General features: G+C 68.9%; 22 protein-coding genes and 1 tRNA gene. 12 read left to right on the forward strand and 11 right to left on the reverse strand.

From position 1 onward, the window contains the following. Positions 1–65: 65 nt before the first annotated feature. The gene (locus tag ACPEH1_RS00120; protein WP_017354763.1) at positions 66–965 is read left to right on the forward strand and encodes a LysR substrate-binding domain-containing protein; all 900 of its coding nucleotides are present in this window, start codon (positions 66–68) and stop codon (positions 963–965) included. 30 nt (positions 966–995) lie between these two features. Here ACPEH1_RS00120 and ACPEH1_RS00125 read toward each other — a convergent pair whose 3' ends face one another. Next, positions 996–3,128, reverse strand: a complete 2,133-nt coding sequence (locus ACPEH1_RS00125; RefSeq protein ID WP_423715025.1) for a methyl-accepting chemotaxis protein — start codon at positions 3,126–3,128, stop codon at positions 996–998. Between the two features lie 181 nt (positions 3,129–3,309). On the opposite strand from ACPEH1_RS00125, the gene ACPEH1_RS00130 reads away from it, so the two are divergent. Both ACPEH1_RS00130 and ACPEH1_RS00135 read left to right on the forward strand, forming a co-directional pair. Then, positions 3,310–3,762, forward strand: coding sequence for an Rrf2 family transcriptional regulator (locus ACPEH1_RS00130; protein WP_017354761.1), 453 nt, complete (start codon positions 3,310–3,312; stop codon positions 3,760–3,762). Further along, positions 3,752–4,660: an NAD(P)/FAD-dependent oxidoreductase gene (locus tag ACPEH1_RS00135; protein ID WP_313241643.1), complete on the forward strand. Its 909-nt coding sequence runs from the start codon at positions 3,752–3,754 to the stop codon at positions 4,658–4,660. Before ACPEH1_RS00130 ends, ACPEH1_RS00135 begins: the two co-directional genes overlap by 11 nt. Here the strand turns inward: ACPEH1_RS00135 and ACPEH1_RS00140 are convergent. From ACPEH1_RS00140 to ACPEH1_RS00155, 4 genes are all read right to left on the reverse strand, one after another. Then, positions 4,650–5,873, reverse strand: a complete 1,224-nt coding sequence (locus ACPEH1_RS00140) for an RtcB family protein (RefSeq protein WP_423715027.1) — start codon at positions 5,871–5,873, stop codon at positions 4,650–4,652. The two genes, ACPEH1_RS00135 and ACPEH1_RS00140, sit on opposite strands and share 11 nt — an antisense overlap. Positions 5,874–5,876: 3 nt before the next feature. Beyond that, positions 5,877–7,007 (reverse strand): slipin family protein, encoded by a 1,131-nt coding sequence (locus tag ACPEH1_RS00145; RefSeq protein WP_262072172.1) that lies wholly within the window; start codon positions 7,005–7,007, stop codon positions 5,877–5,879. A gap of 317 nt (positions 7,008–7,324) precedes the next feature. Next, positions 7,325–7,396, reverse strand: a tRNA-Arg gene (locus ACPEH1_RS00150). Between the two features lie 723 nt (positions 7,397–8,119). After that, the gene (locus ACPEH1_RS00155; protein ID WP_287251306.1) at positions 8,120–9,076 is read right to left on the reverse strand and encodes an aldo/keto reductase; all 957 of its coding nucleotides are present in this window, start codon (positions 9,074–9,076) and stop codon (positions 8,120–8,122) included. A gap of 175 nt (positions 9,077–9,251) precedes the next feature. Here ACPEH1_RS00155 and ACPEH1_RS00160 point away from each other — a divergent pair, with 175 nt between their 5' ends. Beyond that, entirely contained in the window at positions 9,252–10,112 is an 861-nt protein-coding gene (locus tag ACPEH1_RS00160; RefSeq protein WP_017354755.1) for a class I SAM-dependent methyltransferase, read from the forward strand. Between the two features lie 74 nt (positions 10,113–10,186). After that, positions 10,187–10,726, forward strand: coding sequence for a pseudouridine synthase (locus ACPEH1_RS00165; RefSeq protein WP_423715028.1), 540 nt, complete (start codon positions 10,187–10,189; stop codon positions 10,724–10,726). Positions 10,727–10,804: 78 nt separating this feature from the next. On the opposite strand, the gene ACPEH1_RS00170 is transcribed toward ACPEH1_RS00165, so the two are convergent. Then, a complete protein-coding gene (locus ACPEH1_RS00170) occupies positions 10,805–11,194 on the reverse strand; it encodes a hypothetical protein (protein ID WP_423715029.1) in 390 nt (129 codons plus the stop codon). 174 nt (positions 11,195–11,368) lie between these two features. Continuing rightward, positions 11,369–13,873, reverse strand: coding sequence for an ATP-dependent helicase HrpB (hrpB, locus tag ACPEH1_RS00175; protein WP_423715030.1), 2,505 nt, complete (start codon positions 13,871–13,873; stop codon positions 11,369–11,371). A 91-nt stretch (positions 13,874–13,964) separates the two neighbouring features. Between hrpB and ACPEH1_RS00180 the strand changes: the two genes are divergently transcribed. Together ACPEH1_RS00180 and ACPEH1_RS00185 are read left to right on the forward strand one after the other, a co-directional pair. After that, positions 13,965–14,999 (forward strand): hypothetical protein, encoded by a 1,035-nt coding sequence (locus ACPEH1_RS00180; RefSeq protein ID WP_262072170.1) that lies wholly within the window; start codon positions 13,965–13,967, stop codon positions 14,997–14,999. Positions 15,000–15,159: 160 nt separating this feature from the next. Continuing rightward, entirely contained in the window at positions 15,160–15,975 is an 816-nt protein-coding gene (locus ACPEH1_RS00185) for a TatD family hydrolase (RefSeq protein ID WP_017355679.1), read from the forward strand. Positions 15,976–15,992: 17 nt separating this feature from the next. On the opposite strand, the gene ACPEH1_RS00190 is transcribed toward ACPEH1_RS00185, so the two are convergent. From ACPEH1_RS00190 to ACPEH1_RS00205, 4 genes are read right to left on the reverse strand one after another with little or no spacing between them, the layout of a single operon-like run. Beyond that, entirely contained in the window at positions 15,993–16,880 is an 888-nt protein-coding gene (locus tag ACPEH1_RS00190) for an NAD-dependent epimerase/dehydratase family protein (protein ID WP_423715031.1), read from the reverse strand. Between the two features lie 2 nt (positions 16,881–16,882). Beyond that, entirely contained in the window at positions 16,883–17,827 is a 945-nt protein-coding gene (panE, locus tag ACPEH1_RS00195) for a 2-dehydropantoate 2-reductase (protein WP_262072167.1), read from the reverse strand. A 43-nt stretch (positions 17,828–17,870) separates the two neighbouring features. After that, positions 17,871–18,671 (reverse strand): ABC transporter permease, encoded by an 801-nt coding sequence (locus ACPEH1_RS00200; RefSeq protein WP_017355682.1) that lies wholly within the window; start codon positions 18,669–18,671, stop codon positions 17,871–17,873. Next, positions 18,668–19,627 carry an ABC transporter ATP-binding protein gene (locus ACPEH1_RS00205; protein ID WP_017355683.1) on the reverse strand — a complete coding sequence of 320 codons (960 nt, stop codon included), beginning with the start codon at positions 19,625–19,627 and terminating at the stop codon, positions 18,668–18,670. The genes ACPEH1_RS00200 and ACPEH1_RS00205 overlap by 4 nt, the downstream gene beginning before the upstream one ends. A gap of 101 nt (positions 19,628–19,728) precedes the next feature. On the opposite strand from ACPEH1_RS00205, the gene ACPEH1_RS00210 reads away from it, so the two are divergent. The 5 genes from ACPEH1_RS00210 to ACPEH1_RS00230 all read left to right on the forward strand — a co-directional run bounded on the left by ACPEH1_RS00210 (position 19,729) and on the right by ACPEH1_RS00230 (position 25,255). Further along, complete coding sequence (locus tag ACPEH1_RS00210) at positions 19,729–20,478, forward strand: ferredoxin--NADP reductase (RefSeq protein ID WP_017355684.1); 750 nt, start codon at positions 19,729–19,731, stop codon at positions 20,476–20,478. 59 nt (positions 20,479–20,537) lie between these two features. Continuing rightward, the gene (locus ACPEH1_RS00215; RefSeq protein ID WP_423715032.1) at positions 20,538–21,743 is read left to right on the forward strand and encodes a GGDEF domain-containing protein; all 1,206 of its coding nucleotides are present in this window, start codon (positions 20,538–20,540) and stop codon (positions 21,741–21,743) included. A 67-nt stretch (positions 21,744–21,810) separates the two neighbouring features. Continuing rightward, positions 21,811–23,331, forward strand: a complete 1,521-nt coding sequence (locus ACPEH1_RS00220) for an alpha/beta hydrolase (RefSeq protein WP_136006044.1) — start codon at positions 21,811–21,813, stop codon at positions 23,329–23,331. After that, on the forward strand, positions 23,328–24,074 hold the full coding sequence (locus tag ACPEH1_RS00225; RefSeq protein WP_136006043.1) for an ATP-binding cassette domain-containing protein: 747 nt from the start codon (positions 23,328–23,330) through the stop codon (positions 24,072–24,074). The genes ACPEH1_RS00220 and ACPEH1_RS00225 overlap by 4 nt, the downstream gene beginning before the upstream one ends. After that, positions 24,071–25,255: an ABC transporter permease gene (locus ACPEH1_RS00230; RefSeq protein WP_017357116.1), complete on the forward strand. Its 1,185-nt coding sequence runs from the start codon at positions 24,071–24,073 to the stop codon at positions 25,253–25,255. The genes ACPEH1_RS00225 and ACPEH1_RS00230 overlap by 4 nt, the downstream gene beginning before the upstream one ends. Positions 25,256–25,452 lie beyond the last annotated feature (197 nt).

A 25,452-nucleotide genomic window follows, 5' to 3' on the forward strand; every position in this document is an offset into this window, starting at 1 on the left:
GTCTTCACGCCAATGACTATTGCCTCATGGTCAATAATGGGCCTCGTCCGTTGAGTGCCCGTCCGATGAAAACCACCCTCGACGAAATGCAGGCCTTCATCGCGGTGATCGACAGCGGTTCGATCACCGCCGCGGCCGAACAGCTGGCGCAGACGCCCTCCGGGGTCAGCCGCGCGCTGGGACGGTTGGAAGAGAAGCTCGGTACCACCCTGCTGACCCGGACCACCCGCCGCCTGCAGCTCACCGAGGAAGGCGAGGCGTTCCTGGCCCAGGCCCGCGCCATCGTCGCCTCGGTGGAGGCGGCCGAAGAGCAGATCGCCGCGCGCCGCGAGCGGCCGGCCGGGCGGTTGCGGGTGGATGCGGCGATGCCCTTCGTGCTGCACGTGATCGCCCCGCTGGTTGCCAGCTATCGCGCGCGCTACCCGGAGGTGGCACTGGAACTCAACAGCAGCGAACGCTACATCGACCTGCTGGAACGCCGCACCGATGTCGCCCTCCGGATCGGACCGCTGGCCGATTCCACGCTGCATGCGCGTCCGCTGGCGCACAGCCGGTTGCGGGTGCTGGCCAGCCCGGCGTACCTGCAGCAGCACGGCACACCGGCCCGCGTGGCCGACCTGCAGGCGCACACGCTGCTGGGCTTCAACGAACCGGATTCGCTCAACCATTGGCCGTTGCCGGGCGATACCGACGCGCTGCTGCATGTAAGGCCGGCAGTGGCGGTATCCAGTGGCGAAACCCTGCGCCGGCTGGCGCTGGAAGGCGTGGGCATCGTCTGCCTGTCCGACTTCATGACCCATCGCGACCGTGCGGACGGGACGCTGGTGCAGGTGCTGCCCACGCTCACGGTGGAGGTGCGCCAGCCCATCCACGCGGTGTACTACCGCAACACCGCCGTGTCGGCGCGGATCAGTTCCTTCCTCGACCACCTCGCCGCCGCGATGGTCGGCCCCCCCTACGTGTAGTGCCGGCCGCGGGCCGGCACGCGCCACCCGTTACGCCGCCTGCGGCACGCCCGGGCCGGCCGCCCGTCGCGTGTCCAGCACGAACACGTCCACCGCCGCGTTCAGCACGATTGCCTGCTCTTCCATGCTGCGTGCGGCCGCCGACGCTTCCTCCACCAGGGCTGCGTTCTGCTGCGTCGCTTCGTCCATGTGCACCACGGTCTGGTTGACCTGCTCGATGCCGGCCGACTGCTCCTGCGAGGCCGCGGAAATCTCGGCCATGATGTCGGTCACCCGCTGCACACCGCCCACGATCTCCTGCATGGTCTGGCCCGCCTGGCGCACCAGGGCGGCTCCGGTCGCCACGTCCCCGACGGAGGCATCGATCAGACCCTTGATCTCCTTGGCGGCGGCGGCCGACCGTTGCGCCAGCGTGCGCACTTCGCTGGCCACCACCGCAAAGCCGCGGCCCTGGTCGCCGGCGCGCGCGGCTTCGACGGCGGCATTGAGCGCCAGGATGTTGGTCTGGAAGGCGATCCCGTCAATGACGCTGATGATGTCGGCGATGCGGCGCGACGAGGTTTCGATGGCCCCCATCGTGAGTACCACCTGCCCCACCACCTCACCGCCCTGCGTGGCCACTGCGTGTGCACCGATGGCGAGCTGGTTGGCCTGGCGGGCGTGCTCGGCGTTCTGGCGCACGGTCGAGGTCAGCTCTTCCATCGACGCGGCGGTTTCCTCCAGGTTCGCGGCCTGCTGTTCGGTGCGCTGCGACAGATCGCTGTTGCCGGCGGCGATCTCACTGGCTGCGGTCTGGATCGCCTGTGCGGCCTGCTTGATGTCGCCGACGATGCCGGTGAGCTGGCCACTGGTGCGCGCCACGTCGTCGCGCATGCGTGCGAACACCCCGTGGAAGTCGCCCTGCATGCGGGCGCCAAGATCGCCGCGCGCGATCGCCTGCAGCACCGCCGACACCTGGCCCAGATCCTGTTCGGTGGTCTGCATCAGCTGGTTGAGGCCGGCCACCATCTCGCGGAAATCGTGCGCATAGCGCGCTTCATCACCGCGTTGGCTGAAGTCGCCCGCCGCCGCCGCGCGGGCCAGGCGCTTGATCTCGGCGTTGATCGCGCCGAGATTGGCCTTGGCCGTGTCCAGCGCCTGGGTGATCACCGCCTTTTCGCCGGGCAGCCGTTCCATGTCCAGCGCCAGGTCGCCCACGGCATAGCGCCCCATGATCTCGATCGCACGCAGCTTGACCCGGATATGCGCATCGACCAGCGCGTTGACGTCGCGCACCATCTGTCCATAGCCGCCGGGGAAGGCGGCATCGTCCATGCGATAGCTGATCTGGCCGGCGTCATGGCGCGCGGCCATCGTGGCCTGGGCGGCCAGCACGTCTTTCAGGGTGCGGGTGACCGCGCTCATGGCCTGGCCAAGACGGCCGATCTCATCGCCGCTGCGGACCTGCACGGTGTGCTCCAGATCGCCACGTGCCACCGCACGCGCGGCCGCTTCCACCGCCAGCACCGGTGCGATCACCGCACGACGCAGCCAGATCGCCAGTATCCCCATCAACACCAGTGCCGCCAGCGCGGTCAGCGCCGCGCATACCACGAGCGTGCGCCGGGCCTGTTCCGAGCGCGCCTGCACCGCGCGCTCGGCCACCACGGCGGTGCGCTCACCCAGCGCATCCAGGGTGGCCCCGGGCGCGCGGTCCTTGCCGCGCACCAGCGCATCGCCGTCCAGCGGGCTGTAGCCGCTGGCGGCAAACGCCTCCAGAGCGCCGTGGTAATCCTGCTGCAGGGCGGTGTGCTGGGCCAGGAACGTGCCGGCCAGGCGTGCGGTGTCCGCATCGTCGGCGCCGGCCAGCGCCTGCGCCAGGGCCTGTGCCTTGCGGCCTTGGGCATCGAAGGCGGCCAGATGGCGTTCGCGCAGGGCCGCGTCGCTGCCGCGGATCAGCACGTTCTTCCATTCCTGCACCTGCAGGCGGAACTCGCGTTGCAGCGTGTCGGCGCGTGCATTGCGGGCGACCTCGGCGGGTACCTCGGTGGACAGGTTCAACCAGGCCGAGCCGAGTCCGGCCAGGGCGCACACCACAACGATGAACAGGCCAAGCGACAGTGCGCCCAGCAACTTGAACTGCAGGCTCAGGGCACGCGCGGGTGCGGCGGACAACATGGACATGGACGTCAGGAAGTAGGGAAGGGCGATGCGGTATCGGAGCGTGTCGGGACCTTCTGAAGTGGGAGGTCCGTCACGCTTACCGTTCCATTCAAGGATGTGAACTCTTTGTGACGTCTCTGTCGAAGTGATGAATGGAACAGCGCCACTGGACAGCCCGCAAATATGTAACTATCGTAGTTACATGAAATCCAGCAACCAGTTCTCCGACGCCCTGCACGTGATGGCCCACCTGGTCGGTCAGGACGGCCCACGTACCTCCGAACAACTCGCCACCTGCCTGCCGACCCACCCCGTGGTGATCCGGCGTCTGCTGGCGGCGCTGCAGAAGGGGGGGCTGGTCAGCAACGTGCGCGGTCACGGCGGCGGCAGCCAACTGGCGCGCGACCCGGCCAGCATCACCCTGCACGACGTCTATGTCGCCGTCGGCGCGCCCCCGCTGCTGCACACCGGTGCGCGTGAAGGCGGCCGCGGCTGCCCGGTCCAGCAGGTGGTGAACGCGGCGCTGGACGACAGTTACCGGCAAGCCCAGGCGCTGCTCGAAACGCGCCTGCGCGCCACCACCCTGGACACCCTCGGCGCGGCCTTCGCCCGCCACCTGGCCCACCATGCTGCTGGAGGTTCCCATGACGTTTGATGCCGTGATCATCGGTGGCAGTTTTGCCGGTCTGTCCGCCGCGCTGATGCTCGCGCGTGCCCGCCGCGAGGTGCTGGTGATCGACGGCGGCCTGCCGCGCAACCGCTTCGCCGCCCACTCGCACGGTGTGCTTGGCCTGGATGGCATCGCCGGCAGCGAGCTGCTGCGCCGGGCCAAGGTGCAACTGCTGGACTACCCGACCGTGCGCTGGCTCAGCGACACGGTGGACAGCGCCTCGCGCACCGCCGATGGCTTCGCCGTCCATACCACCGGTGGCGAGACCTGGGCTGCGCGCAAGCTGCTGCTGGCCACCGGTATCCGCGACGAACTGCCCGCACTGCCCGGGCTGGCCGAGCGCTGGGGCCACAGCGTTCTGCATTGCCCGTACTGCCACGGCTACGAGATCGGCGGCGGTGCGATCGGCCTGCTGGGCGGGCATCCGATGTCCAGCACGATGGCCGGGCTGCTCGCCGAGTGGGGCCAGGTGACCTTGTTCGCGCACGGCATGACGCTGGACGAGGACGACGCGGCCCGGTTGCAGCGACGTGGCGTTACTGTCGAGCATACGCAGGTCGTGGGGCTGGACGGCGAGGCCCCGCAGCTCTGCGCAGCCGTGCTCGCCGACGGCCGCCGCATCGATCTGCGCGCGCTGTTCGTGACCGCCCGTCAGCACATGGGCTCACCGCTGGTCGAGCAGCTCGGCTGCGCGCTGGATGAGAGCCCCGTCGGCGTGCTGGTACGGGTGGATGCGCAGAAGCAGACCACGGTGCCCGGCGTGTACGCGGCGGGTGATGCCACCGTGGTCGGCAACATCACCCTGGCCAATGCCGAAGGGGTGCGCGCGGGTATCAGCCTTCATCACGCACTGGTGGCCGAGGACAGCGCGGTCATCCCTTGATGCACACCACCTGGCGCAGGGTGTGCACCACCTCCACCAGGTCGCGCTGCGCCGCCATCACCGCCTCGATCGACTTGTAGGCGGCCGGCGATTCGTCGATGACCGCCGCGTCCTTGCGGCATTCCACATGCGCGGTCGCCTCGCGGTGCTGCGCCAACGTGATCTGCTGCCGCGCGGCCGTCCGGCTCAGTACGCGTCCGGCACCGTGGCTGCAGCTGTGGAAGCTCTCCGCGTTGCCCTTGCCGCGCACGATGTAGCTGCAGTCGCCCATGCTGCCGGGAATGATTCCCAGCTCACCTGCACGTGCACTTACTGCGCCCTTGCGGGTGATCAGCAGGGGTTCGCCGCCGTGGGTCTCGCGCTGCACGTAGTTGTGGTGACAGTTCACCGCCAACGCCTCCAGCTGGAACGTCGGCAACCGGTGGCGCATCTCGGCCAGCACCCGCGCCATCATCGCCTCGCGGTTCTCGCGGGCGTAGTCCTGCGCCCACGATACCGCCTCGACGTAGTCGTCGAACAGCGCTTCGCCCTCCATGAAGAACGCCAGGTCCCGGTCCGGCAGGTGGAAGCCAAGCACCCGCCGGGCCAGCTGCTCTCGCGCCTGTTCGATGAAGTACGTGCCGATCAGGTTGCCGGTGCCACGTGAGCCACTATGCAGCATCACCCACACGGCGCCGGTTTCATCCAGGCAGATCTCGATGAAGTGGTTGCCGCCGCCCAGCGTGCCGATCTGGTTCTCCAGCTTGTCGGTGCGGATGCGCCGATGACGCTGCTTGATCGCGTCCAGCCGCGTCACCAGACCGGAGCGTTCGATCCGGGTGCGGATACTGTCGGGCAACCGGCGGTGTTCACCGCCACGGCCGTTGCCGACCGGCACGCTGCGCTCGATGCTGCTGCGCAGCTGGGCCAGGTTGTCGGGCAGGTCCCTGGCACGCAGGGTGGTGCGCACCGCCGCCATGCCGCAGCCGATGTCCACGCCGACAGCAGCGGGGATGATCGCGCCGCGCGTCGGGATCACCGACCCCACCGTGGCGCCCTTGCCCACGTGCACGTCGGGCATCACCGCCACCCACGGGCCAACGAACGGTAGTGCGGCAATGTTGGCCAGCTGTTCGCGGGCCAATGCGTCCACCGGTACGCCGCGTACCCAGCCCTTGATCGGGGTGGTGCCGCCTTCGGCGTGCAGATACTCGAATGTGTGTTGCATGTTCATGGATCATTCCTTTGGCTTCATCGTCACCAGCTGCTTCAGCACGCCATCCAGGCCGCCGAACACGGTGAGCTTGTCGATCTTGGCGGTGACCTTTTCCAGCGCCTCCAGCTCCTTGAGCCGCATCAGTACCGGGCTGTCCTCGATCAGCCTGGCGGTGTTGAGCAGCGAACGGGTGGCGTTGGCCTCCTCGCGTCGGCGTACCACATTGGCCTGCGCTTCCTTCTCGGCCTGCACCACGGCATTGAAGATCTCGCGCATGTCGCCGGGCAGGATCACGTCCTTGACGCCGACGCCGAGCACGTCGGTGCCCAGGCCCGCCACCTGCGCACGCACGCGCACCAGGATGTCGGCGTCCAGTGCGGCCTTGTCGGCCAGCAGCTCGTCCAGCGAACGCGCCGATACAGCTTGGCGCAATGCGAACTGCAGCTCGCGATAGACCTGCTCGCCTACCTTGGCTACCCCGGTCCGTGCGGCCACCGGGTCGACCACACGCGTGCTGGCCGACAGGTTCACGCGCAGCGAGACCTTGTCGCGCGTCAGCAGCTCCTGGCCGCCCACCTCGACGGCCTGCAGGCGCAGATCGACTACATCCACCACCACGCTGCTCTGCAGGTTCCAGAACGACACGGGGCCGGGGCCCAGCGTACGCGCCAGCTGGCCATCGATGAACACCAGCGCGGCGTGCTGTTCCGGCACATGGGTAGTCACCGTGTAACGCGACAGCAGGCCGATCTGGCGCAGCCGCAGCACGATGTCCGCCGGCACCACCGGTACCGTCTCCAGCGCCACGGTCTCCACCCGTACCGGGACCAGCCCACGCCAGTAAAGCTGGCGTGCGTCCGGCGGCAACACGTCGCACAGGCGCTCCTGGGCGTACACCAGGCCGATTTCGCGCGGGCCGACGTCGGCCAGCACGAACGACTGCTGCAGATCCGCGTCGTGACGGGCCATCAGCAGGTCGGCATCGGTACCGGCGTAGCGCGGCGTGCGGATGTCGTGCAGCACGACCTCACGCTCGCCGCGCGGATCGAACCAGCGGTGGGTACCGGGGCCGAGCACGGCCTCGAACTGACGGTTGCGATACACCAGGCCGCGCTCGCTTTCGCCGATCACGACCTTCCTGGTCCAGAACATGGGCATTCTCCTGTGGGCTCTGGTGGTGGCATCCGGTGCGGTGACCGCCCGCCACCCGGATACCGGCCACGACGCGCGGGGTGCCCCGTGGGGCGGAAGAAGATGGGAGCCCCGCGACGCCGGCGACGCGGCGCCAGGGCGCTGTCGGCGTCGTGCCGCGACGCACGCCACCACGGTTGGCATGGCGGAGCGTCGGGTCGTTGCGCGTCCAGGGCGCTGGCCCGGCGGCGGAAGCGTTGCCCGGCCGCGGCACCGCGATGCAATGCGGTGCCGCGACAGGGCGGGGGATCCCGAGTGGGCCTGCGCCCGATTGCAAGGGTCTGGAGCGGGATTCGAACCCGCAACACGCAGGGCGAACCTGCGGCTCTACCGATGAGCCATCCAATGACATGCCGGAATCGAACCGACCTGCGCGGCCTTCGCCGCTGCCCGCACCAGCAGGCCGATGTCGCACCGGTGTCGATCATCCCGGCATACGCCACGACACGGTCGCGCGCACCAGGCAGGCGAAAGCCTGCACCGTTGAGATAATCGAACAAACCGATGCATCAATATCGGACAAGCCGATATCAATATGTCATGCACATAATCACCCGTCGCCCGTGCCCCACACCAGGGCACAGCGCTCTCGCGCCTCTCGGCAACACGTCCGTGTGGTCAGGCAGTCCTTGCCCGGGTGTGGACGATGGGGGAATACGGCATGGTGATCCTGTGTTGAAGCGATGCCAACGCAAACGAAAACGCCCCCGGATGCAGCATCCGAGGGCGTTGGCATGCCTCGGAGATCGGGGACCGATCTCCGTGCAGGAAGATCAGTCGATGGCCAGCGTCAGTGCCTTGCCCGCGACATCGCACGGACGCAGCGCGTGGGTCGCGCTTGGCAGTCGGTCGGCGATGGTGGGGAAACAACGGTGCATGACGGGCTCGGTTGAAGGGATGGGATGCCGCACGCTGCGGCGATGGGCGCGAACATTACCGGGGTTTGAATCTGCGCGCAAGCGGTTATTGAACCTGTTTTATTAACCCGGAGATTCACGGGTGCTGCGGGCGCGTGTCGGAAAAAGAAACAGCCGCCTCGCGGCGGCTGTCTGGTCACGGCACCACGGCGCGCTTCAGTCCTCGGCGCTGGCCGCGTCGAGCTGCGCGATATCCTGCGCGGATAGCGTCACCTGTGCGGCTGCCAGCACGTCCTTGAGCTGTTCGACGCTGGTGGCACTGACGATCGGCGCGGTGATGCCCGGCCGTGCGATCAGCCATGCAAGCGCCACCTGCGATGGGCTGGCACCGTGCGTGCCGGCGATGTCGTCCAGCGCGGTGAGAATGCGCAGGCCACGCGGATTGAGGTACCTGTCGACCACGCTGCGGCCGCGTGCGCTGCTCTTTGCCGCATCGTCGGCACGCCGGTACTTGCCGCTGAGAAAGCCACTGGCCAGCGAGTAATAGCTGATCACGCCGATCTGCTGCTCGCGGACCAGCGGTTCCAGCTCGGCTTCATAGCCGCCCCGGTCATACAGGTTGTACTCGGGCTGCAGCGTTTCATAGCGCGGCAACGCGTAGTCGGCCGACACGGCCAGCGCATCGCGCAGCCGCGACGCGCTGTAGTTGGAGGCGCCGATGGCGCGCACCTTGCCCTGGTCGATCAGCCGGCCGAACGCGGCCAGGGTGGTCTCCAGCGGCGTGGATTGGTCGTCTTCGTGTGCCTGGTAGAGATCGATCACATCGGTCTGCAGCCGACGGAGCGAATCCTCCACCGCCGCGGCGATGTTGTCCGCGGACAGGCCCGGCCGCTCGGCCCACTTGGCCACCTTGGTGGCCAGCACCACCTGATCGCGTTTGCCGCTGCGCTTGAACCAACGGCCGAGGATGGATTCCGATTCGCCGCCGGCATTGCCCGGCACCCACGCCGAGTAAGCGTCGGCGGTATCAATCAGATTGAAGCCGGCATCGACGAAAGCGTCCAGCAGATCGAATGAGGTCTTCTCGTCGGCGCTCCAGCCGAACACGTTGCCGCCGAAGGCGATGGGGTGGACGGAGAGGCCGGAGCGGCCGAGTTCCCGCGGTGCAGTCATGGGCGATGTCATCCTTCTGAAAGCCAGAGCGACAGGATAAGTCGATGCCGATGACCGCGTTGCGGCAGCAGGCACAAAACAGTGTTCCGTCGTGCTGCATCGCACTAACGTTTTGTGAACACCTGGGGCGCCGTGGCTGCTAGTCTCGCCGCAACCCGCCGCCAGGAAACCGCCGATGAAAACCCGTTCGCTGACCACTGCCTGCCTGTTCACCCTGTCCGCGCTGCTGCTGTCCGCACCGGCGCTGGCAACCAAGCCAGCCGGCCCCAATGCGCAGATCGCGATCACCCCCGCCGTGCAGACCGCCGTGCAGGGAAGCTGGCGCGACCCGGCCAACGTCAAGCGCGATCCGTGGCGCCATCCGGCGCAGACGCTGTCGTTCTTCGGCGTGGCACCGGGCAAGACCGTCATCGAGATCACCCCGGGGGGCGGCTGGTACTCGGAGATCCTGGCCCCGCTGCTGCGCGACAACGGCACTTACGTGGCGGCGGTGGTCGATCCGATGGCGGTCGCCGAAGGCCGCGGCCGCGATTACCAGCAGCGCAGCCGTGATGGCCTGGAAAAGAAGTTTGCCGCCAACGCCGCGCTGTACGGCAAGACCCGCGTGGTGGCCTACGATCCGACCGCGCCGCAGTTCGGCGCGCCCGATTCGGCCGATGTGGTGCTCACCTTCCGCAATGTGCACAACTGGCGCAGTGCGAACCAGGCCGAAGGCATGTTCAAGGGCTTCTACAGCGTGCTCAAGCCCGGTGGCGTGCTGGGCGTGGTTGAACACCGCGCCACGGCCGATGTGCCGGCCGATGACAAGAGCGGCTACGTCGGGCAGAAGCAGGTGATCGCGATGGCCGAGGCCGCCGGCTTCACGCTGGCCGGCAGCAGCGAGATCAATGCCAACCCGCGCGACACCAAGGACCATCCCAACGGGGTGTGGACGCTGCCCCCGTCCAACAACCATGAGGCCGCCGACGATGCGAAGTATCAGGCCATCGGCGAGAGCGACCGCATGACCCTGCGTTTCGTCAAACCCGCCAGGTAACGGGCCGGGCCGGCCGCGCGTCGCACGGCCCCGGGGGATGGGACAATGTTCCGTCCCCCGTTGTCGTCTCCGCCATGCTGATCGCCTTCAACAAACCGTTCAACGTCCTGTGCCAGTTCACCGACCGCAGCCAGCCGCCGCGCGCGACGCTGGCCGGATTCGGGCTGCCGCCGGACGTGTATGCCGCCGGTCGCCTGGACTACGACAGCGAAGGCCTCCTGCTGTTCACCGACGATGGCGGTCTGGCGCATGCCCTCACCGATCCGCGCCACAAGGCGGACAAAACCTACTGGGTGCAGGTCGAAGGCACCGCCACCGATGCGCAGCTGCAGGCGCTGCGCGCGGGCGTGCAGCTCAACGACGGGCCCACCTTGCCGGCCGGCGTGAAACGCCTGGAACCACCGCCGTCGCTGTGGCCCCGCACACCGCCGGTACGGTTCCGCAAAACGGTGCCCGATGCGTGGCTGGCGATCACCCTGCGCGAAGGGCGGAACCGCCAGGTGCGGCGGATGACTGCTGCGGTGGGTCTGCCCACGCTGCGGCTGGTACGGGTGGCGATGGGCGCACACGCGCTGGACGGCCTGCAACCCGGGCAGTGGCGGCGGATCGATTGACATCCGCTGGGCGAGGATCCAGAAAAAAACCGCCGGCAATGCCGGCGGTTTCCATGTCACGCAGATGCCGCGGCGCGATCAGGTATCGCTGCCGATGTCGCTGTGCTCGTCGACCACGGTGTCGTTGCGGCGGTTGCGTGCGCTGATGCGCTGCGCCTGGCCGTCGACCACGCCGCCGTTGGCGAGCTTCTTCTTCTGCTGCTTGCGGTACAGCGCGTAGCCCAGCAGGCCGACACCGACGGCGGCGGCGGCGATGGTCACGGCCGGATTGCGGCGCACCACCTTCGCGGCCACCCTGCTACCGGTCTTGACCGCGCCCAGCGCGGCGCCGGTCTTGATCCAGTCGGTGGCCTGCGGACCGAAGTGGCGCAGGTTGGTACCGGCATGCTTGAGGCCGTCGCCGGCACTGCTTGCCAGGTCCAGGGCGCGCTCGAGGGCGCGGTCGGTAATCACGGTCAATCTGCTCATGGGGGGTCCTTTGCCTCGGTTCCTGTCCAGTGTCGCGCGTGGGCCGTGTAGGGCGTGTTATCCGCTCCGCACAACCGGATCACGACTGTAGCGGCTTGCGTGCGGCGATGTCGCCGCACCCGGAGCGCCGGTCAGCCGGCAGCCATGAATGCGCACGGCGCGTTACGCCCGGCGTCACGTGCCGCGCGGTTTGGCCCGATGCGTCGCGGTGGCCGTCCACGGGTCGTCCGGCCACGGATGCCTGGGGTAGCGCCCTTTCATCTCCTTCTTCACCTCTGCGTAGGTAGTGGCCCAGAAGTTGCGCAGGTCCTGGGTCACCTGCAGCGGTCGGCCACCGGGCGACAGCAGGTGCAGGGTCAGTGCGACGCGGTTGTCGGCAATCCGCGGCGTGTCGGCCAGGCCGAACAGCTCCTGCAGTTTCACCGCCAGCACCGGTGCCTGTGGGGTGCTGCCGTCGGCGTCGACGGCGTAGTGGATCGCGCGCTCCATGCCCGATGGCACGGACATGCGCACCGGCGCGTGGCGATCAACCAGCTGGCGCTGGGCCCACGGCAGTGCCGACTTCAGGGCTTCGCCGAGGGCGGCTTCGTCCAGCGCGTCCAGCCGGGTCCGGCCCGCGAAGGCGGGCGTCAGCCAGCGCGGCAACGTAGCCATCAGGGCGGCGTCGGACACGTCAGGCAGCTCCAGCGCCGGCATCCAGCTGCGCAGGCCCAGCACGCGTGCCTGCCACTGGCGCAGGCCGTCGGTCCACGGCAACGCCGCCAAGCCGAGTTCGGCCACCGCCTCGGTCAGGGCCTGCGCGGCCAGCGCCGGATCCACGCGGCCGGCTGAACGGCTGTCGAGCACGATGCGGTCGAAGCGGGTTTCGCGGCGGGCCACCAGTGCCCGCTTCTCGGCGTCCCAGCGCACCACGTCTTCCTGCCTGAACCGCTCGGGGAAGTCCCGGCGCAGGCGGTTCTCATCGACCGGCGCAGCACGCAGCAGCAGCGCGTCGCGCGCTTCGTAGCGCAGTTCGACCGCTACCAGCCACGGTTCGCCGCGCAGGTCGCTGGGATCGAACAGGCGGGCACTGCGGCCGTTGGCGAGCAGGTAGCGCAGCGGATCGGTGGGGTGACGCGCCGCGATGCGGTCGGGGAATGCATGCGCCAGCAGATCGCCGAGGCGGTGTGCCTCGACCGAGGTGGGGGGCGATGTGTCGCAGCGCAGCCGCCGCCGCCATTGCTTGCTGGCCGCGTCGATGGCGGCCAGCGCGCCGCGGTTGGCGTCGTGCGGTGCGCGCCCCTGGCGGAAGGCAGCCAGCGCACGCCAGCGCGCGGCCAGTGCATCGCCGCCCTGGCGCAGGGGGTCGCGCGCTTCCACCAGCGCGGCCAGGTCGCAGGCCAGTGCCTGCTCCTCGCCGTTGCCGGCGGCCAACAGCATGGCTGCCAGGCGCGGATGCGTGCCCAGCGCCAGCATGCGCCGGCCGGGCGCGGTGAGTGCGCCGCTGTCGCTGATCGCGCCCAGCCGCTGCAGCAGCTCGCGCGCGGCAGCCAGCGCGCCGACCGGCGGTGTATCGACGAAGCGAAGGTCGTCGCTGCCCCAGGCCGCCAGCTCCAGCGCCAGTGAAGCCAGCTCGACCTGGGCGATCTCCGGTCGCCGCTGCGCGTCCAATCGCTGCGACTGCGGCCACAGCCGCCAGGCCCACCCCTCCGCCACACGTCCGGCGCGGCCGGCGCGCTGATCGGCCGACGCCTGCGCGATGCTGACCACGTCCAGCCGCGCGAAGCCGCTGTTGGGGTCGTAGCGCGGTTCGCGCGCCAGACCGGCGTCGATCACCACGCGCACGCCGGGGAGGGTCACCGACGATTCGGCCACATTGGTCGCCAGCACCACGCGGCGTTGACCGTGCGGATCGGGCTGCAGCACGCGGCTCTGCTGTTCCACCGGCAGCTCGCCGTGCAAGGGCAGCACCTGGATATCGGCGGGCAGCACCTGTTCGAGCGCGGCCTGGGTGCGTGCGATTTCGCGTTGGCCGGGCAGGAACACCAGCACGTCGCCCGGGTGGGTGGCCAGCGCCTGTTCCACCGCGCGCCGGGCCTGCGCCTCCAGGGACTCGTCGCGGCGGGCGGGGAAATGGCTGATCGCCACCGGGTAGCTGCGTCCCTCGCTGCTCAGGCGCGGCGCGTCGAGGAACTGTGCCAGCCGCTCGCCATCCAGCGTGGCCGACATCACGACGATGCGCAGGTCCCCACGCAGCTGCGCCTGCACATCCAGCGCCAGGGCCAGACCGAGGTCGGCTGCGAGGTGGCGCTCATGAAACTCGTCGAACAGCACCGCGCCCACCCCCTCCAGCATCGGATCGTCCTGCAGCATGCGGGTCAGGATGCCTTCGGTGACCACCTCCACCCGGGTGCGTGCGGACACCTTGTTCTCGAACCGGATGCGGTAGCCCACCGTTCCACCGACCTCTTCGCCGCGCTGGCGCGCCATGAACTGCGCGGCACTGCGCGCGGCCACCCGGCGCGGCTCGAGCATGATGATCTTCCGGCCCTGCAGCCACGGCGCGTCCAGCAGCGCCAGCGGCACCTGGGTGGTCTTGCCCGCGCCGGGCGGCGCTTCCAGCACCAGGCGCGTGCGCGCCTCCAGTTCGTTCAGGACCTGCGGCAGCAGTGCGGTAATCGGGAAAATCGGGGTGCTCATCGGCGTAGGATACGGCGTCCGCAACGCTGCGCATTGCCAGCGTGCGGCCGGCGTGGTTCCCTGTGCCGCCCTGGAACCACGGTAGATCTGGATGTCTGGTGCTGCGCGCGTGCTGTGGGTGCTGGTCTGGTGTGCAGCCGCATCGTTCACGACGATGGCCTCGGAACCGGTGGATGCCGGCGCTCCGCTGGACGCGCCGTATGATGGCAATCACTGGGCCATGCTGGTGCGTGCCCAGATCCAGGCGCGCTATTTGCCGGCGGGGTTGAGCGATGACGCCGCGATCCGGCGCGCGGTGGCCGACGGCACGCTGCGCGAGGCGGTGTATCCCAGCGTGCAGCTGGGCGACGACGTCGCCTACATCATGACCAACGCGCTGACAGGCAGCACCTTGGACCGCCGCAGGAATCTCCTGGCCTTGTGCCGGCAGGCCGATGGATTCCAGTTGCTGCTCGATGACGCCGACCGCTGCGGAAACGACAGCGCTCGCCACCTGCGTTTCGTGCAGGACGCAACTGGTGGGATGGTGTGCATGGCCTGCGCCTCGCTTGGCCTGCCAACGCACTGGGAGCGCCATGACCGGCCCGCGCGCTGTCCGCTGCCGGAATGGGACCGGGCCGCCGCGCAGCGCCAGTTCGACGTCTGGCAGCAGCGCTTCGCGCAGGACATGCAGCCCTACCTGAGCGCAGCCAGTGACGCCCTCTGGCAGGCGCAGGTAGATGCGGGCCGGTCCGTGGACGCCACGGTAGTGCCGGCATCGCGCGCCAGTGCCGCGCTGATGGCGATGAGCACCGCGCCCGAGGCATTTGCCGACGCCCTGGACGTGCCCGGTGAGCGGCGCCGCGATCTTCTGGCCCATCTGCTGACCCTGCTGCGCACGGCGAAGGTCAGCGGGCGCGGTGGCCTCTATCCCGAACCGGAGCCCGTGCTGGAAGCCATCTGCGCACAGGTGTGGTATCTGCAGCTGCCGGGTACGGCTGGCCCGACGTCGACGCCTGGCAACGACCGCTTCGTTCGCGGTGCCGCGCCCTTCATCACGGTGCAGCCGCATGGCGGCCAGGTGCGGCTGGCGGGGCTGTCGCGCGAATTGGCGGAGATTCTGCTGGCACCCGCGCCGGCCGACTGAGCGCGCACCGCCGAGCCACTCTGTGCCGCCATGCGCTGCTGTGCCTGCCGTGCCTATCGTCTAGCCTTCCCGCCCACGGGGAGCGCCACGACCTGGTGCAGACGTGAGCGCGCCGGGCAAGCCGCTACAATGACGGGGTTTCCCGTCCCGCAGCAGCCCCATGCACCTGATCGATATCGGCGCCAACCTCACCCACGACTCCTTCGACCGCGACCGCGACGCCGTGCTGGCGCGCGCCCGCGAGGCCGGGGTGGTGCAGATGGTGATCACCGGTGCCAGCCGCGAGCACTCGCCGATGGCGCTGGAACTGGCACGCCAGCATCCCGGCGTCCTGTATGCCACCGCGGGCGTACACCCGCACCACGCGGTGGAGTACACCGACGAATGCGATGCGGAGATGCGCGCGCTGCATGCGCATGCCGAGGTGGTGGCGGTGGGCGAGTGCGGCCTGGATTACTTCCGTGACTTCGCCCCGCGCCCGGCCCAGCACCGTGCCTTCGAGCGCCAGTTGCAGTTGGCTGCCGACGTGGTCGCTGCCGATGGGGCGCGCAAGCCGCTGTTTCTGCACCAGCGCGATGCGCACACCGATTTCATGGCGCAGATGAAGAACTTCGACGGCCGACTGGGCGCGGCGGTGGTGCACTGCTTTACCGGCGAGCGCCAGGAACTGTTCGACTACCTGGACCAGGACTGGTACATCGGCATCACCGGCTGGTTGTGCGATGAACGTCGTGGCGGCCACCTGCGCGAGCTGGTGAAGCACATCCCGGCCAACCGCCTGATGATCGAAACCGACGCGCCGTACCTGCTGCCGCGCTCGCTCAAGCCGATGCCCAAGGACCGTCGCAACGAGCCGATGTTCCTGTCGCACATTGTCGAAGAGCTGGCGCGCGATCGGGGCGAAGCGGTAGAGACCACGGCCGCCCATGCGACGGCGGCCACGCGCGCGTTCTTCCGGTTGCCTGACGTGGCCTGAGGCGCAATGGCCGTGAGCTACCGGTGGCCGTCGCCGTTTGCCCAGGCGTCGGCCAGACCCTCGCGGTAGGTCGCGAAGCGGGGGCGCCACTGAAGGGCCGCGCGTGTGCCGCGGCTGTCGATGCGTTTATTGCTGGCATAGAAGCGTCGCAGCGAGGCGGGGATGGCCGGGTCATCCCAGGCCTGCGCGGCGGGCAGCGCCAGGCCACTCAGCAGCGCGGCATGCGCGAGCACGTCCTGCGGCGGGGCCGGTGCATCGTCGGCGGGCAGATACAGCGCGTGGCCATGCGGCCGCTGCATCGCCGCCAGCACCGCACCGGCCAGATCCTCCACATGCAGCCGGTTGAATACCAGCCCGGGCCGTACCACGTGCCGCGCCTTGCCCTGTGCCAGCTGCACCAGTGCGTTGCGCCCACGGCCGTACAGGGCGGGCAGGCGGAACACCGCCGAGGTGATGTCGCGTGCCTGTGCGAACGCGCGCCACTGCTGCTCGGCGCGCAATCGCCGGACGGCGGTGTCGTTGTCCGCATCGGCACAGGTGTGTTCGTCAACCCAGTCCCCGTCGCGGTCGGCGTAGACCGCCGTCGAGGACAGGTAGCCCACCCAGCGCAGCGCGGGACTGTCGTGCAGTGCATCGGCGAGCACGCGCAGCGCCGGGTCGCCCGCATCCGCCGGCGGCACACTGCATACGATCGCGTCCGCGCGCCGGATTGCCGCGTGCAGCGCCTCATCGACCGGGACACCGTCGGCCAGCCGATACCGCGTCAGCCCGTCATCGGGGGCCGTGCCGGGGTCGCGCACGGTGCCGCTGCACGCGATGCCCTTGGCCTGCAGCAGGGCGGCCAGGTGCCGCCCGCTGTAGCCCATGCCCAGCACCAGCACGCGCGCCGGCCCGGCGGTGTACATGCTCAGGCGTCGCGCAGGCGCTGGTAGGCCTGCAGGTGCGCGTACGCCACCGCCAGCAGCGGTGCCGACTGCCCGGCGGCGCGCGCGCGGGCGAGCATGTCGCCCACGATCTGCCCGGCCTCCACCTGCTGGCCGGCCTCCAGATCACGCAGCATCGAGGCCTTCAGCGTCGACCCGGCCTGGGTGATGGCCCCCAGCGCTGCGTCGCGGGCCTTGTCCGGGATCGGCTCTCCGGCCGCGTCGGCCACGGCCAGGCACTCGTCGTACATGCCGCGCACGATCGCGGCGCCATCATCGGTGGCCACGATCGTGCCGACATCGGCGCGCATCAGGCAGGTGGACGCCGCCAACGTGGTCAGGAACGTGTACTTGATCCACTGCTCCTGACCGATGGCATCACTGGCCACGTGATCCACGTTGGCCTGCACGCAGGCGGCCGCGAGGGCGAGCACGCGCGCGCTGCTGCCGGTGCCGTCGCGCTCGCCGAACGTGAGCTTGGCCGGGGGTGCCAGGTGCACGACCGCCCCATCGGCGGCCTTGGTCGCGCTGATGAAGCACAGCCCGCCCAGCACCGCATCGCGCCCGAAGCGGGCATCCAGCGCGGCGTAGTGGCGCAGTCCGTTGAGGATCGGCAGCACCGTGGTACGCGAGGACATCGCCGGTGCAATCGCCTCGATCGAACTGTCCAGGTCGTAGGCCTTGCAGCTGAGCAGCACCAGATCGAACGGCTGCGCCGCAGCCAGCGCGGGCAGCGCCTCGGCAGTGACGTGCCGCACCGGGAACGCCGCATCGCCGAGCGGGCTGCGGATCACCAGGCCGTCGCGGTCCAACTGCGCCGCGCGCGCCGGGCGCACCAGGAAGGTCACGTCCACCCCGGCCTGGGCCAGCCGGCCCCCGAAGTAACCGCCGGTACCACCGGCGCCCAACACCAGAATGCGCATCGTCACTGTTCCTTGTTCTTTTGGGGAGCCGGCCAGCGGCCGGCGCTACTCAACTGCGCATGCCGACGCCACGGCGCAGCAGCCACAGCGCCAGGGCGGTCAGGACCACCACGAAGCCGATCATCAGCGCGTAGGCCACCCACAGCGGTACGTCGCTGGTGCCCAGCAGGCCGTAGCGGAAGGCGTTGACCATGTAGAAGATCGGGTTGGCATGGGTGGCCGCCTCGGCCCACGTCGGCAGCAGCTTCACCGAGTAGAACACGCCGCCCAGGTAGGTCAGCGGGGTCAGGATGAAGGTCGGCACGATCGCCACGTCGTCGAACTTCTTGGCGTACACGGCATTGATGAAGCCGGCCAGCGAGAAGATCGTCGCACCCAGCAGCACGGTGGTCAGCGTCACCAGCGGATGCGGGATGCGCACCGGGGTGAAGAACATGGCGATGATCAGCACGATGATGCCGACCATCAGGCCGCGCAGGACCGCACCGGACACGTAGCCCCACAGGATCACCCAGTTCGGCATCGGGCTGACCAGCAGTTCTTCCACGTGGCGGCCGAACTTGGCACCGAAGAATGACGAGCTGATGTTGCCGTAGCTGTTCTGGATCACGCTCATCATCACCAGGCCCGGCACGATGAACTGCATGTAGCTGTAGCCGCCCATCTCGCCCACGCGCGAGCCGATCAGGCCGCCGAAGATCAGGAAGTACAGGGTCATGGTGATCGCCGGCGGCACCAGGGTCTGGCCCCAGATGCGCAGGATGCGCGCCACTTCGCGGCGCACGATGGTCATCAGCGCGATGCGGTTGCGCTGCCCGTCGGTCAGGACGGGCGTGGGGGTGCTGCTCATGCTGCGTTCTCCTGGTTGCCGGTGAGGCGCACGAACAGCTCCTCCAGGCGGTTGCTCTTGGTCCGCATCGAGCGCACCCGGATACCGGCGGCGTTCAACGCTTCAAACACCCGGTTCAGGTCCATCGCGCGCGGCATGTCCACGTCCAGCGTGTGGCCGTCGGTGGCGATCAGGGTGGCGCCCTCGATCACCGGAAGCTGCGCGGGTAGCGTGCCGTCGATATCGAACAGGAAGCCCTCCACGTCCAGCTTGGCGAGCAGCTCGCGCATCGGGCCCTGGGTGACGATCCGGCCGTGGTTGATGATGGCCAGGTTGCGGCACAGGTGCTCGGCTTCTTCCAGGTAGTGCGTGGTGAGGATGATGGTGGTGCCGGCGGCATTGATCTCCTTGAGCACACGCCACATGTCGCGGCGGATCTCGATGTCCACGCCGGCGGTCGGCTCATCCAGGATCAGCAGGCGCGGGCGCGTCATCATCGCGCGGGCGATCATCAGCCGGCGCTTCATGCCGCCGGACAGCGTACGGCTCATTACCTGCGCCTTCTCCCACAGGTGGGCGCGCTTGAGCTCTTCCTCGGCCATCTTCTCGGCCTCGGCACGGGCCACGCCGTAGAAACCGGCGTAGTTCACCAGGATGTCGAAGGGCTTCTCGAACAGGTTGAAGTTGATCTCCTGGGGAACCAGGCCGATCAGCCGCATGGTGGCGCTGCGCGCGCGCACCAGATCGCTGCCGAACACCTCGACCTGGCCTTCGCTGAGGTTCACCAGCGAGCTGATGATGCCGATCAGGGTCGATTTGCCGGCGCCGTTGGGGCCCAGCAGCGCGAAGAAGTCGCCCGGGGCGACGTCCAGCGAAACGCCTTTCAGCGCCTGGGTGCCGTTGTCGTACGTTTTGCGGAGGTCGCGCACCCGCAGGGCGGGGGCGGTCGGGGACGCGGGAGTGTTCTGGGAAGCCAAGCTCTTGCCTTCGCGCCCAGGGGCGGCGCTGGATAGGGGCGGGGAGCGGCTATTATAGAAGGCCCCGAGGGCTTGCCCCGGCTACACACTGTCCCGAACACGTGCCTGTTCAATTTCCTCTCAAATTGGTCGACCGGCGGATGCTGGCGCCCACCGTCGGCCACTACCAGTTCCTGCGTGATGACGGCCAGCCGCTGGATTTCCAGCCCGGCCAGTTCATCCAGGTCCACTTCGAGTACGCCGATGGCACCGCCACCAAGCGCAGCTATTCGCTGGCGACCATCCACGACCATGCCCTGGGCGCCGGCGATGCGGTCGATATCGCCGTCAGTTTCGTCCCCGGCGGGGCCGCCACGGCCCTCTTCGAGGGCCTGGACATCGGCGGCCATGTCACCGCCAGCGGTCCGTTCGGGCGGTTCTGCCTGATGCCGGGTGACCACAACGCCCGCTACCTGCTGATCGCCACCGGCACCGGGGTCACCCCGTACCGCTCGATGCTGCCCCTGCTGGCCACCGCCATGCGCGAGCGCGGCGTGGAGGTGGTGCTGCTGCAGGGCGCGCGGACCCCGACCGAGCTGCTCTACAGCGACGACTTCTACGCGTTTGCCGCCGCGCACCCCGGCTTCCGCTACGTGCCGTGCCTGTCGCGCGAGCTGCCGGAGCATCCGCACCCGGACGTCCGCCACGGCTATGTCCAGCAGCACCTGGCCGAGTTCGCGCCCAACCCGGCCACCGACATCGCCTACCTGTGCGGCAACCCGGACATGGTCGATGCCACTTTCGAGGCATTGAAGGAAGCCGGCCTGCCGACCCCGCAGGTACGCCGCGAGAAGTACGTCAGCAGCAAGTAACACCGGGTCCGAGCGGGTTCACGCTAAGATGCGCGCGCCGCTCTGGCGCGCGAGGCTGCATGTCCCTGGATTTCCCTACCGTCGCCATCATCGGGTACCTGCTGTGCGTGGGCATCGCGATCGGGTTTTCGCTGATGCTGGTGGTGCTGCGCGGCCAGCCGGTGCTGCGTCTGTGGACGCTGAGCCTGTGGCTGCTGGCCGTGAGCGTTACCTTGTTGGGGCTGCGCGCCCAACTGCCACAGGTGCCGGCGATCCTGCTCGGCAACGCGACCATCGCCGCTTCCGGCGTGCTGATGCTGTGCGGCGTGGCCCGCCATCTCGACTACCGGCTGCCGCTCTGGCAGCCGCTGGCACTGGCCGCCCTGTTCATGGCCGGCATCGCCGTTTTCCTCATCCCGTTCCCCAGCCTGGCCATCCGGCTGGACGTGTTCAGCCTGTTCGCCGTGCTCCTCAACGGCTGGATGGCCTGGCTGCTGCTGCGCCGCGCGCCCGACGCCCAGCGCACCAGTTGCCGCCTGGCTGCGGCCGTGTTCGCCACCGAAGGAGCGGTGTATCTGGTCCGGCTGTTCCTGCCGGTGGCGCCCGACGCGGGCGAGGACATCCTGCGCACCGGCTCGCCGATGTTCCTGACCTACATCGCGGGCGTGATGCTGGAGTTGGCCCGCTGTTTCGCGCTGGTCCTGCTGCTGGTCGAGCGGATGCTGGTCGATCTGCGCCGGCTGGCGCGCACCGACGGGCTGACCGGTCTGCTCAACCGCAGCGCGGTGCTGGCCGATGGCAGCGCGCTGCAGGCGGCATGCCGGCAGCAGCAGCGGCCGCTGGCGTTGCTGCTGCTGGATGTGGACCACTTCAAACAGGTCAATGACCGCTGGGGCCATCTGGCCGGCGACCGGGTCCTGCGCAACGTCGCCGGTGTGCTGGCCACCGCCGTGGCAGACCGACCGCATCTGCTGGGACGTTACGGCGGCGAGGAGTTCGTGCTGCTGCTGCCCGATGCCACCCCCCAGCAGGCGCTGGCGTGGGCCAATCGCCTGCGCGACCGGCTGCAGGCGGCGCCCGCCTCGGTGGGCAGCACGGCAGTGCCGGTCACCGCCAGCATCGGGGTGGCGGCCGACCCCGGCCAGGGCGATCTGGCCGGGCTGCTGGCTGCCGCCGACGCCGCGCTCTACAAGGCCAAGGCCGAGGGCCGCGACCGGGCCGTCGGCGCCCGGGCCGACGGGGAGGCATGCCCTGTGGCCGTCGCCGCCGGCGCGGCGTCCGTGTAAGTTGGGTCACATCCGCCGCGCGGGTTCGTCGTGGTGGCATGACTTTCAACAAGGGGAAGCAAGGAAGATGTCCAGGAAACAGTTGAGGCTGGCCGGGGCGCTGGCCGTGGCCTTGTGCGCCGGCTGCAATGCGCCCGCACCGGAAAGCGCGTCGGGCGGCACCGGCGCCAGCCGTACTTACGGCACGCTGGCGTTCAAGCCCTGCACGCTGACCAGCGCGCAGGCCAGTGCCAATGTCGAAGCCCAGTGCGCGACGTTGCAGGTGCCGGAGAATCCGGCGGCACCGGACGGCCGCAGGATCGGCGTGCACATCGCCTGGCTGGAAGTGGCCAACCAGGGCGCCGGCAAGACCGATCCGGTGTTCTTCCTCGCCGGTGGCCCCGGCCAGGCCGCCACCGAAGTGGCCGCACCGATCAACCAGGCCCTGCGCGAGGTACGCAAGCAGCGTGACATCTTCCTGATCGACCAGCGCGGCACGGGCAAGTCCAACCCGCTGACGTGCCTGGGCGCGGACGGCAAGGAGCTGCCGCTGGACGAAACGGCAGCGCCCACGCCGGCCCTGATCGCCGACTATGCGCAGCGCTGTGCCGCATCACTGAAGGACCGTGCCGACACGCGCTTCTACACCACCACCGAGGCCATCGGCGATCTCGACGCCGTGCGCGCCGCGCTGGGCGTGGACAAGGTCAACCTGGTCGGTGGTTCCTACGGCACCCGCGTCGCGCAGCATTACGCCGCGCGCTACCCGCAGCACACCCGCACCGTGGTGATCGACGGCGTGGCGCCCAACGACCTGGTGGTCGGCGGGGACTTCGCCAATACCTTCGAAGATGCCATCGCGCTGCAGTCGGCCCAGTGCCGCAAGGACGCTGCCTGCGCCAGGCGTTTCCCGGTGGATACCCGGACCCAGCTGCGCAACGTGATGACCACCCTCGCCAAGGCGCCGGTCGAGGTGGAGTACCGCGATCCGGGCACTGCCGAGGTCAAGACCGACGTGCTGACCGCCGACACCGTCACCGGCCTGGCTTTCGCCTTCTCGTACATGCCCGAGCTGTCATCGCTGCTGCCGGTGGTGCTGGACGAGGCGGGGCATGGCCGCTACGCGCCGCTGATGTCGCTCAGCCGGCTGGCCGGGCGCAGCCTCGGCGTGCAGATGAACCGCGGCATGCAGTGGTCGGTGATCTGTGCCGAAGACGCCGACCGCTACCAGGAACCGGCGGCTGCCGATCGCCTGCTGGGCCCGGAGGTGTCGCGGATGTTCTTCGCGGCCTGCCCGGTGTGGAACGTGGGCACCCGCCCGAAGGACTTCACAGCGCCCTTCGCCTCGTCGCTGCCGGTGCTGCTGCTGTCGGGCCAGTTCGATCCGGTCACGCCGCCGCGCTACGCCGAGCAGGTGCTCAAGCAACTGCCCAACGGCCGTCACCTGCTCGCCAAGGGCCAGGGCCACGGCACCATCAACGCCGGCTGCATGCCACGCCTGCTCGGCCAGTTCGTGGACAGCGCCGATGCCAAGGCACTCGACGCCAGCTGCCTGGACACCCTGAGCCCGGTGCCGGCCTTCACCTCGTTCAACGGATGGGAACCATGATCGTCGCCGACAACCTGCACAAAGCCTTCAAGACCAAGACCGGGCTGATCAAGGCCGTCGAGAACGTCGGTTTCCACGCCGCGGATGGCCGCATTACCGGCCTGCTCGGCCCCAACGGCGCCGGCAAGACCACCACCATGCGCATGCTGTACACGCTGATGACGCCGGACCAGGGCCGGGTGATGGTCGATGGCATCGATGCGGCCAAGGACCCGGTGGCCGTGCGCCGCCAGCTGGGCGTGCTGCCCGATGCGCGCGGTGTCTACAAGCGTCTGACCGCCCGCGAGAACATCGCCTACTTCGGCCAGCTGCACGGCATGAGTGCCGCGCAGATCCGCGACCGCACCAGGGTGCTGTCGCAGGCGCTGGACATGGAAGACATCCTGGACCGTCAGACCGACGGTTTCTCGCAGGGCCAGCGCACCAAGACCGCCATCGCACGCGCGCTGGTACACGACCCCCGCAACGTCATCCTCGACGAACCCACCAACGGGCTGGATGTGATGACCACCCGGGCACTGCGCGGATTCCTGCGCGGCCTGCGCGAAGAGGGCCGCTGCGTGATCTTCTCCAGCCACATCATGCAGGAGGTGGCCGCGCTCTGCGATCACATTGTGATCATCGCCAAGGGGACGGTCATGGCGGCCGGCAGCGCCGATGAGCTGCGCGCACAGACCGGGGAAACCAACCTGGAAGATGCCTTCGTCAAGGCGATCGGTTCGGAAGAGGGGTTGCACGCATGAGTTCGTTTGCTACGTTGTGGATCGTGATGCGCAAGGAACTGCGCGACCTCTCGCGCGACCGTCGCACGCTTGCGCTGACCCTGCTGCTGGGACCGCTGCTGTACCCGCTGCTGTTCCTGGGCATGGGCAAACTGGCCGAAAGCCGGGTCAAATCGCAGATCGACAAACCGCTGGAGATCGCCACGATCGGTGCCGAACATGCCCCGAATCTGGTGCGATTCCTGGCGTCCCAGGGACTCAACACGGTGGCCGCACCGGACGACCTCACCACCGCCATCCGCGACCAGAAGATCGACGTCGCCCTGCGCATCTCGCCCGGATTCGCCAAGGACTGGCAGGAAGGCCGCCCGGCGCTGGTGGAGATCGTCAAGGACAGCACGCGTCGCAGTGCCGACATTCCCAGCTCGCGGCTGGAAGCCGCATTGGGCGGGTACAGCCAGCAGGTGGGCGCGTTGCGTCTGCTTGCCCGTGGTATCGATGCCCAGGTCGCACGACCGCTGGACATCGCCACCCAGGACATGGCCACAGCCGAAGCCAAGCGTGGTCTCCTGCTGTCGGTGCTGCTGCCGCTGCTGCTGATCATCACGTCATTCCTGGGCGGCGCCTACCTGGTGATGGACACCACCGCCGGTGAGCGCGAGCGGCAGTCGCTGGAGCCGTTGCTGGCCACGCCGGCATCGCGCAGCGCCATCGTCAGCGGCAAGATCACCGCCGCCTGCGCGGTGGGCATGGCCTCGCTGCTGCTCACGCTGCTCGCGTTCAAGCTCAGCGCGCAACTGTCCACCACCGGGCCCGGGCGCCAGCTCAACATGGGCTTTCTGCCGATGGTGCAGATGCTGCTGATCATGACGCCGATGCTGTTCATCGGCACCTCGCTGCTGACCTTCCTCTCGGCAGCGGCCAAGAGCATGAAGGAAGCGCAGAGCCACATGACCTGGCTGATGCTGCTGCCGATGCTGCCCAGCTATGCGTTGATGGTGTACCCGCTGAAGAGCGAGCTGTGGCAGTTCGCCGTGCCGTTCCTGGCGCAGAACCAGATGCTGCTCAAGATCATCCGCCAGGAAAGCATCAGTGCGCAGATGTGGGGCGTGTACCTGGCGGCCGGATTTGGCCTGGCGGCTGTGCTCTGGTTTGCGGCCGTGCGCCGCTACCACCAGGAGCGGTTGGCGATTTCGGGCTGACCGTGAAGGGCGCGGTGCGATGGCGGCAACGCCATCGCACCGGCCGCAATCATGTTCTGTACGTGCCGGTCGGCCCACAGCGGTGGTCCGGTTACGCTTGCAATAGGCGGCGTCGATTTGAGTCGCGCACTTGTCTCAATATCGCAATGATTGAAGTGTGACGTCCTCGAGCGGATGTCGGTTCTGGCTCTATTCTC

This window comes from Stenotrophomonas sp. NPDC077421, from assembly GCF_049545505.1.
GTDB lineage: Bacteria > Pseudomonadota > Gammaproteobacteria > Xanthomonadales > Xanthomonadaceae > Stenotrophomonas > Stenotrophomonas nematodicola.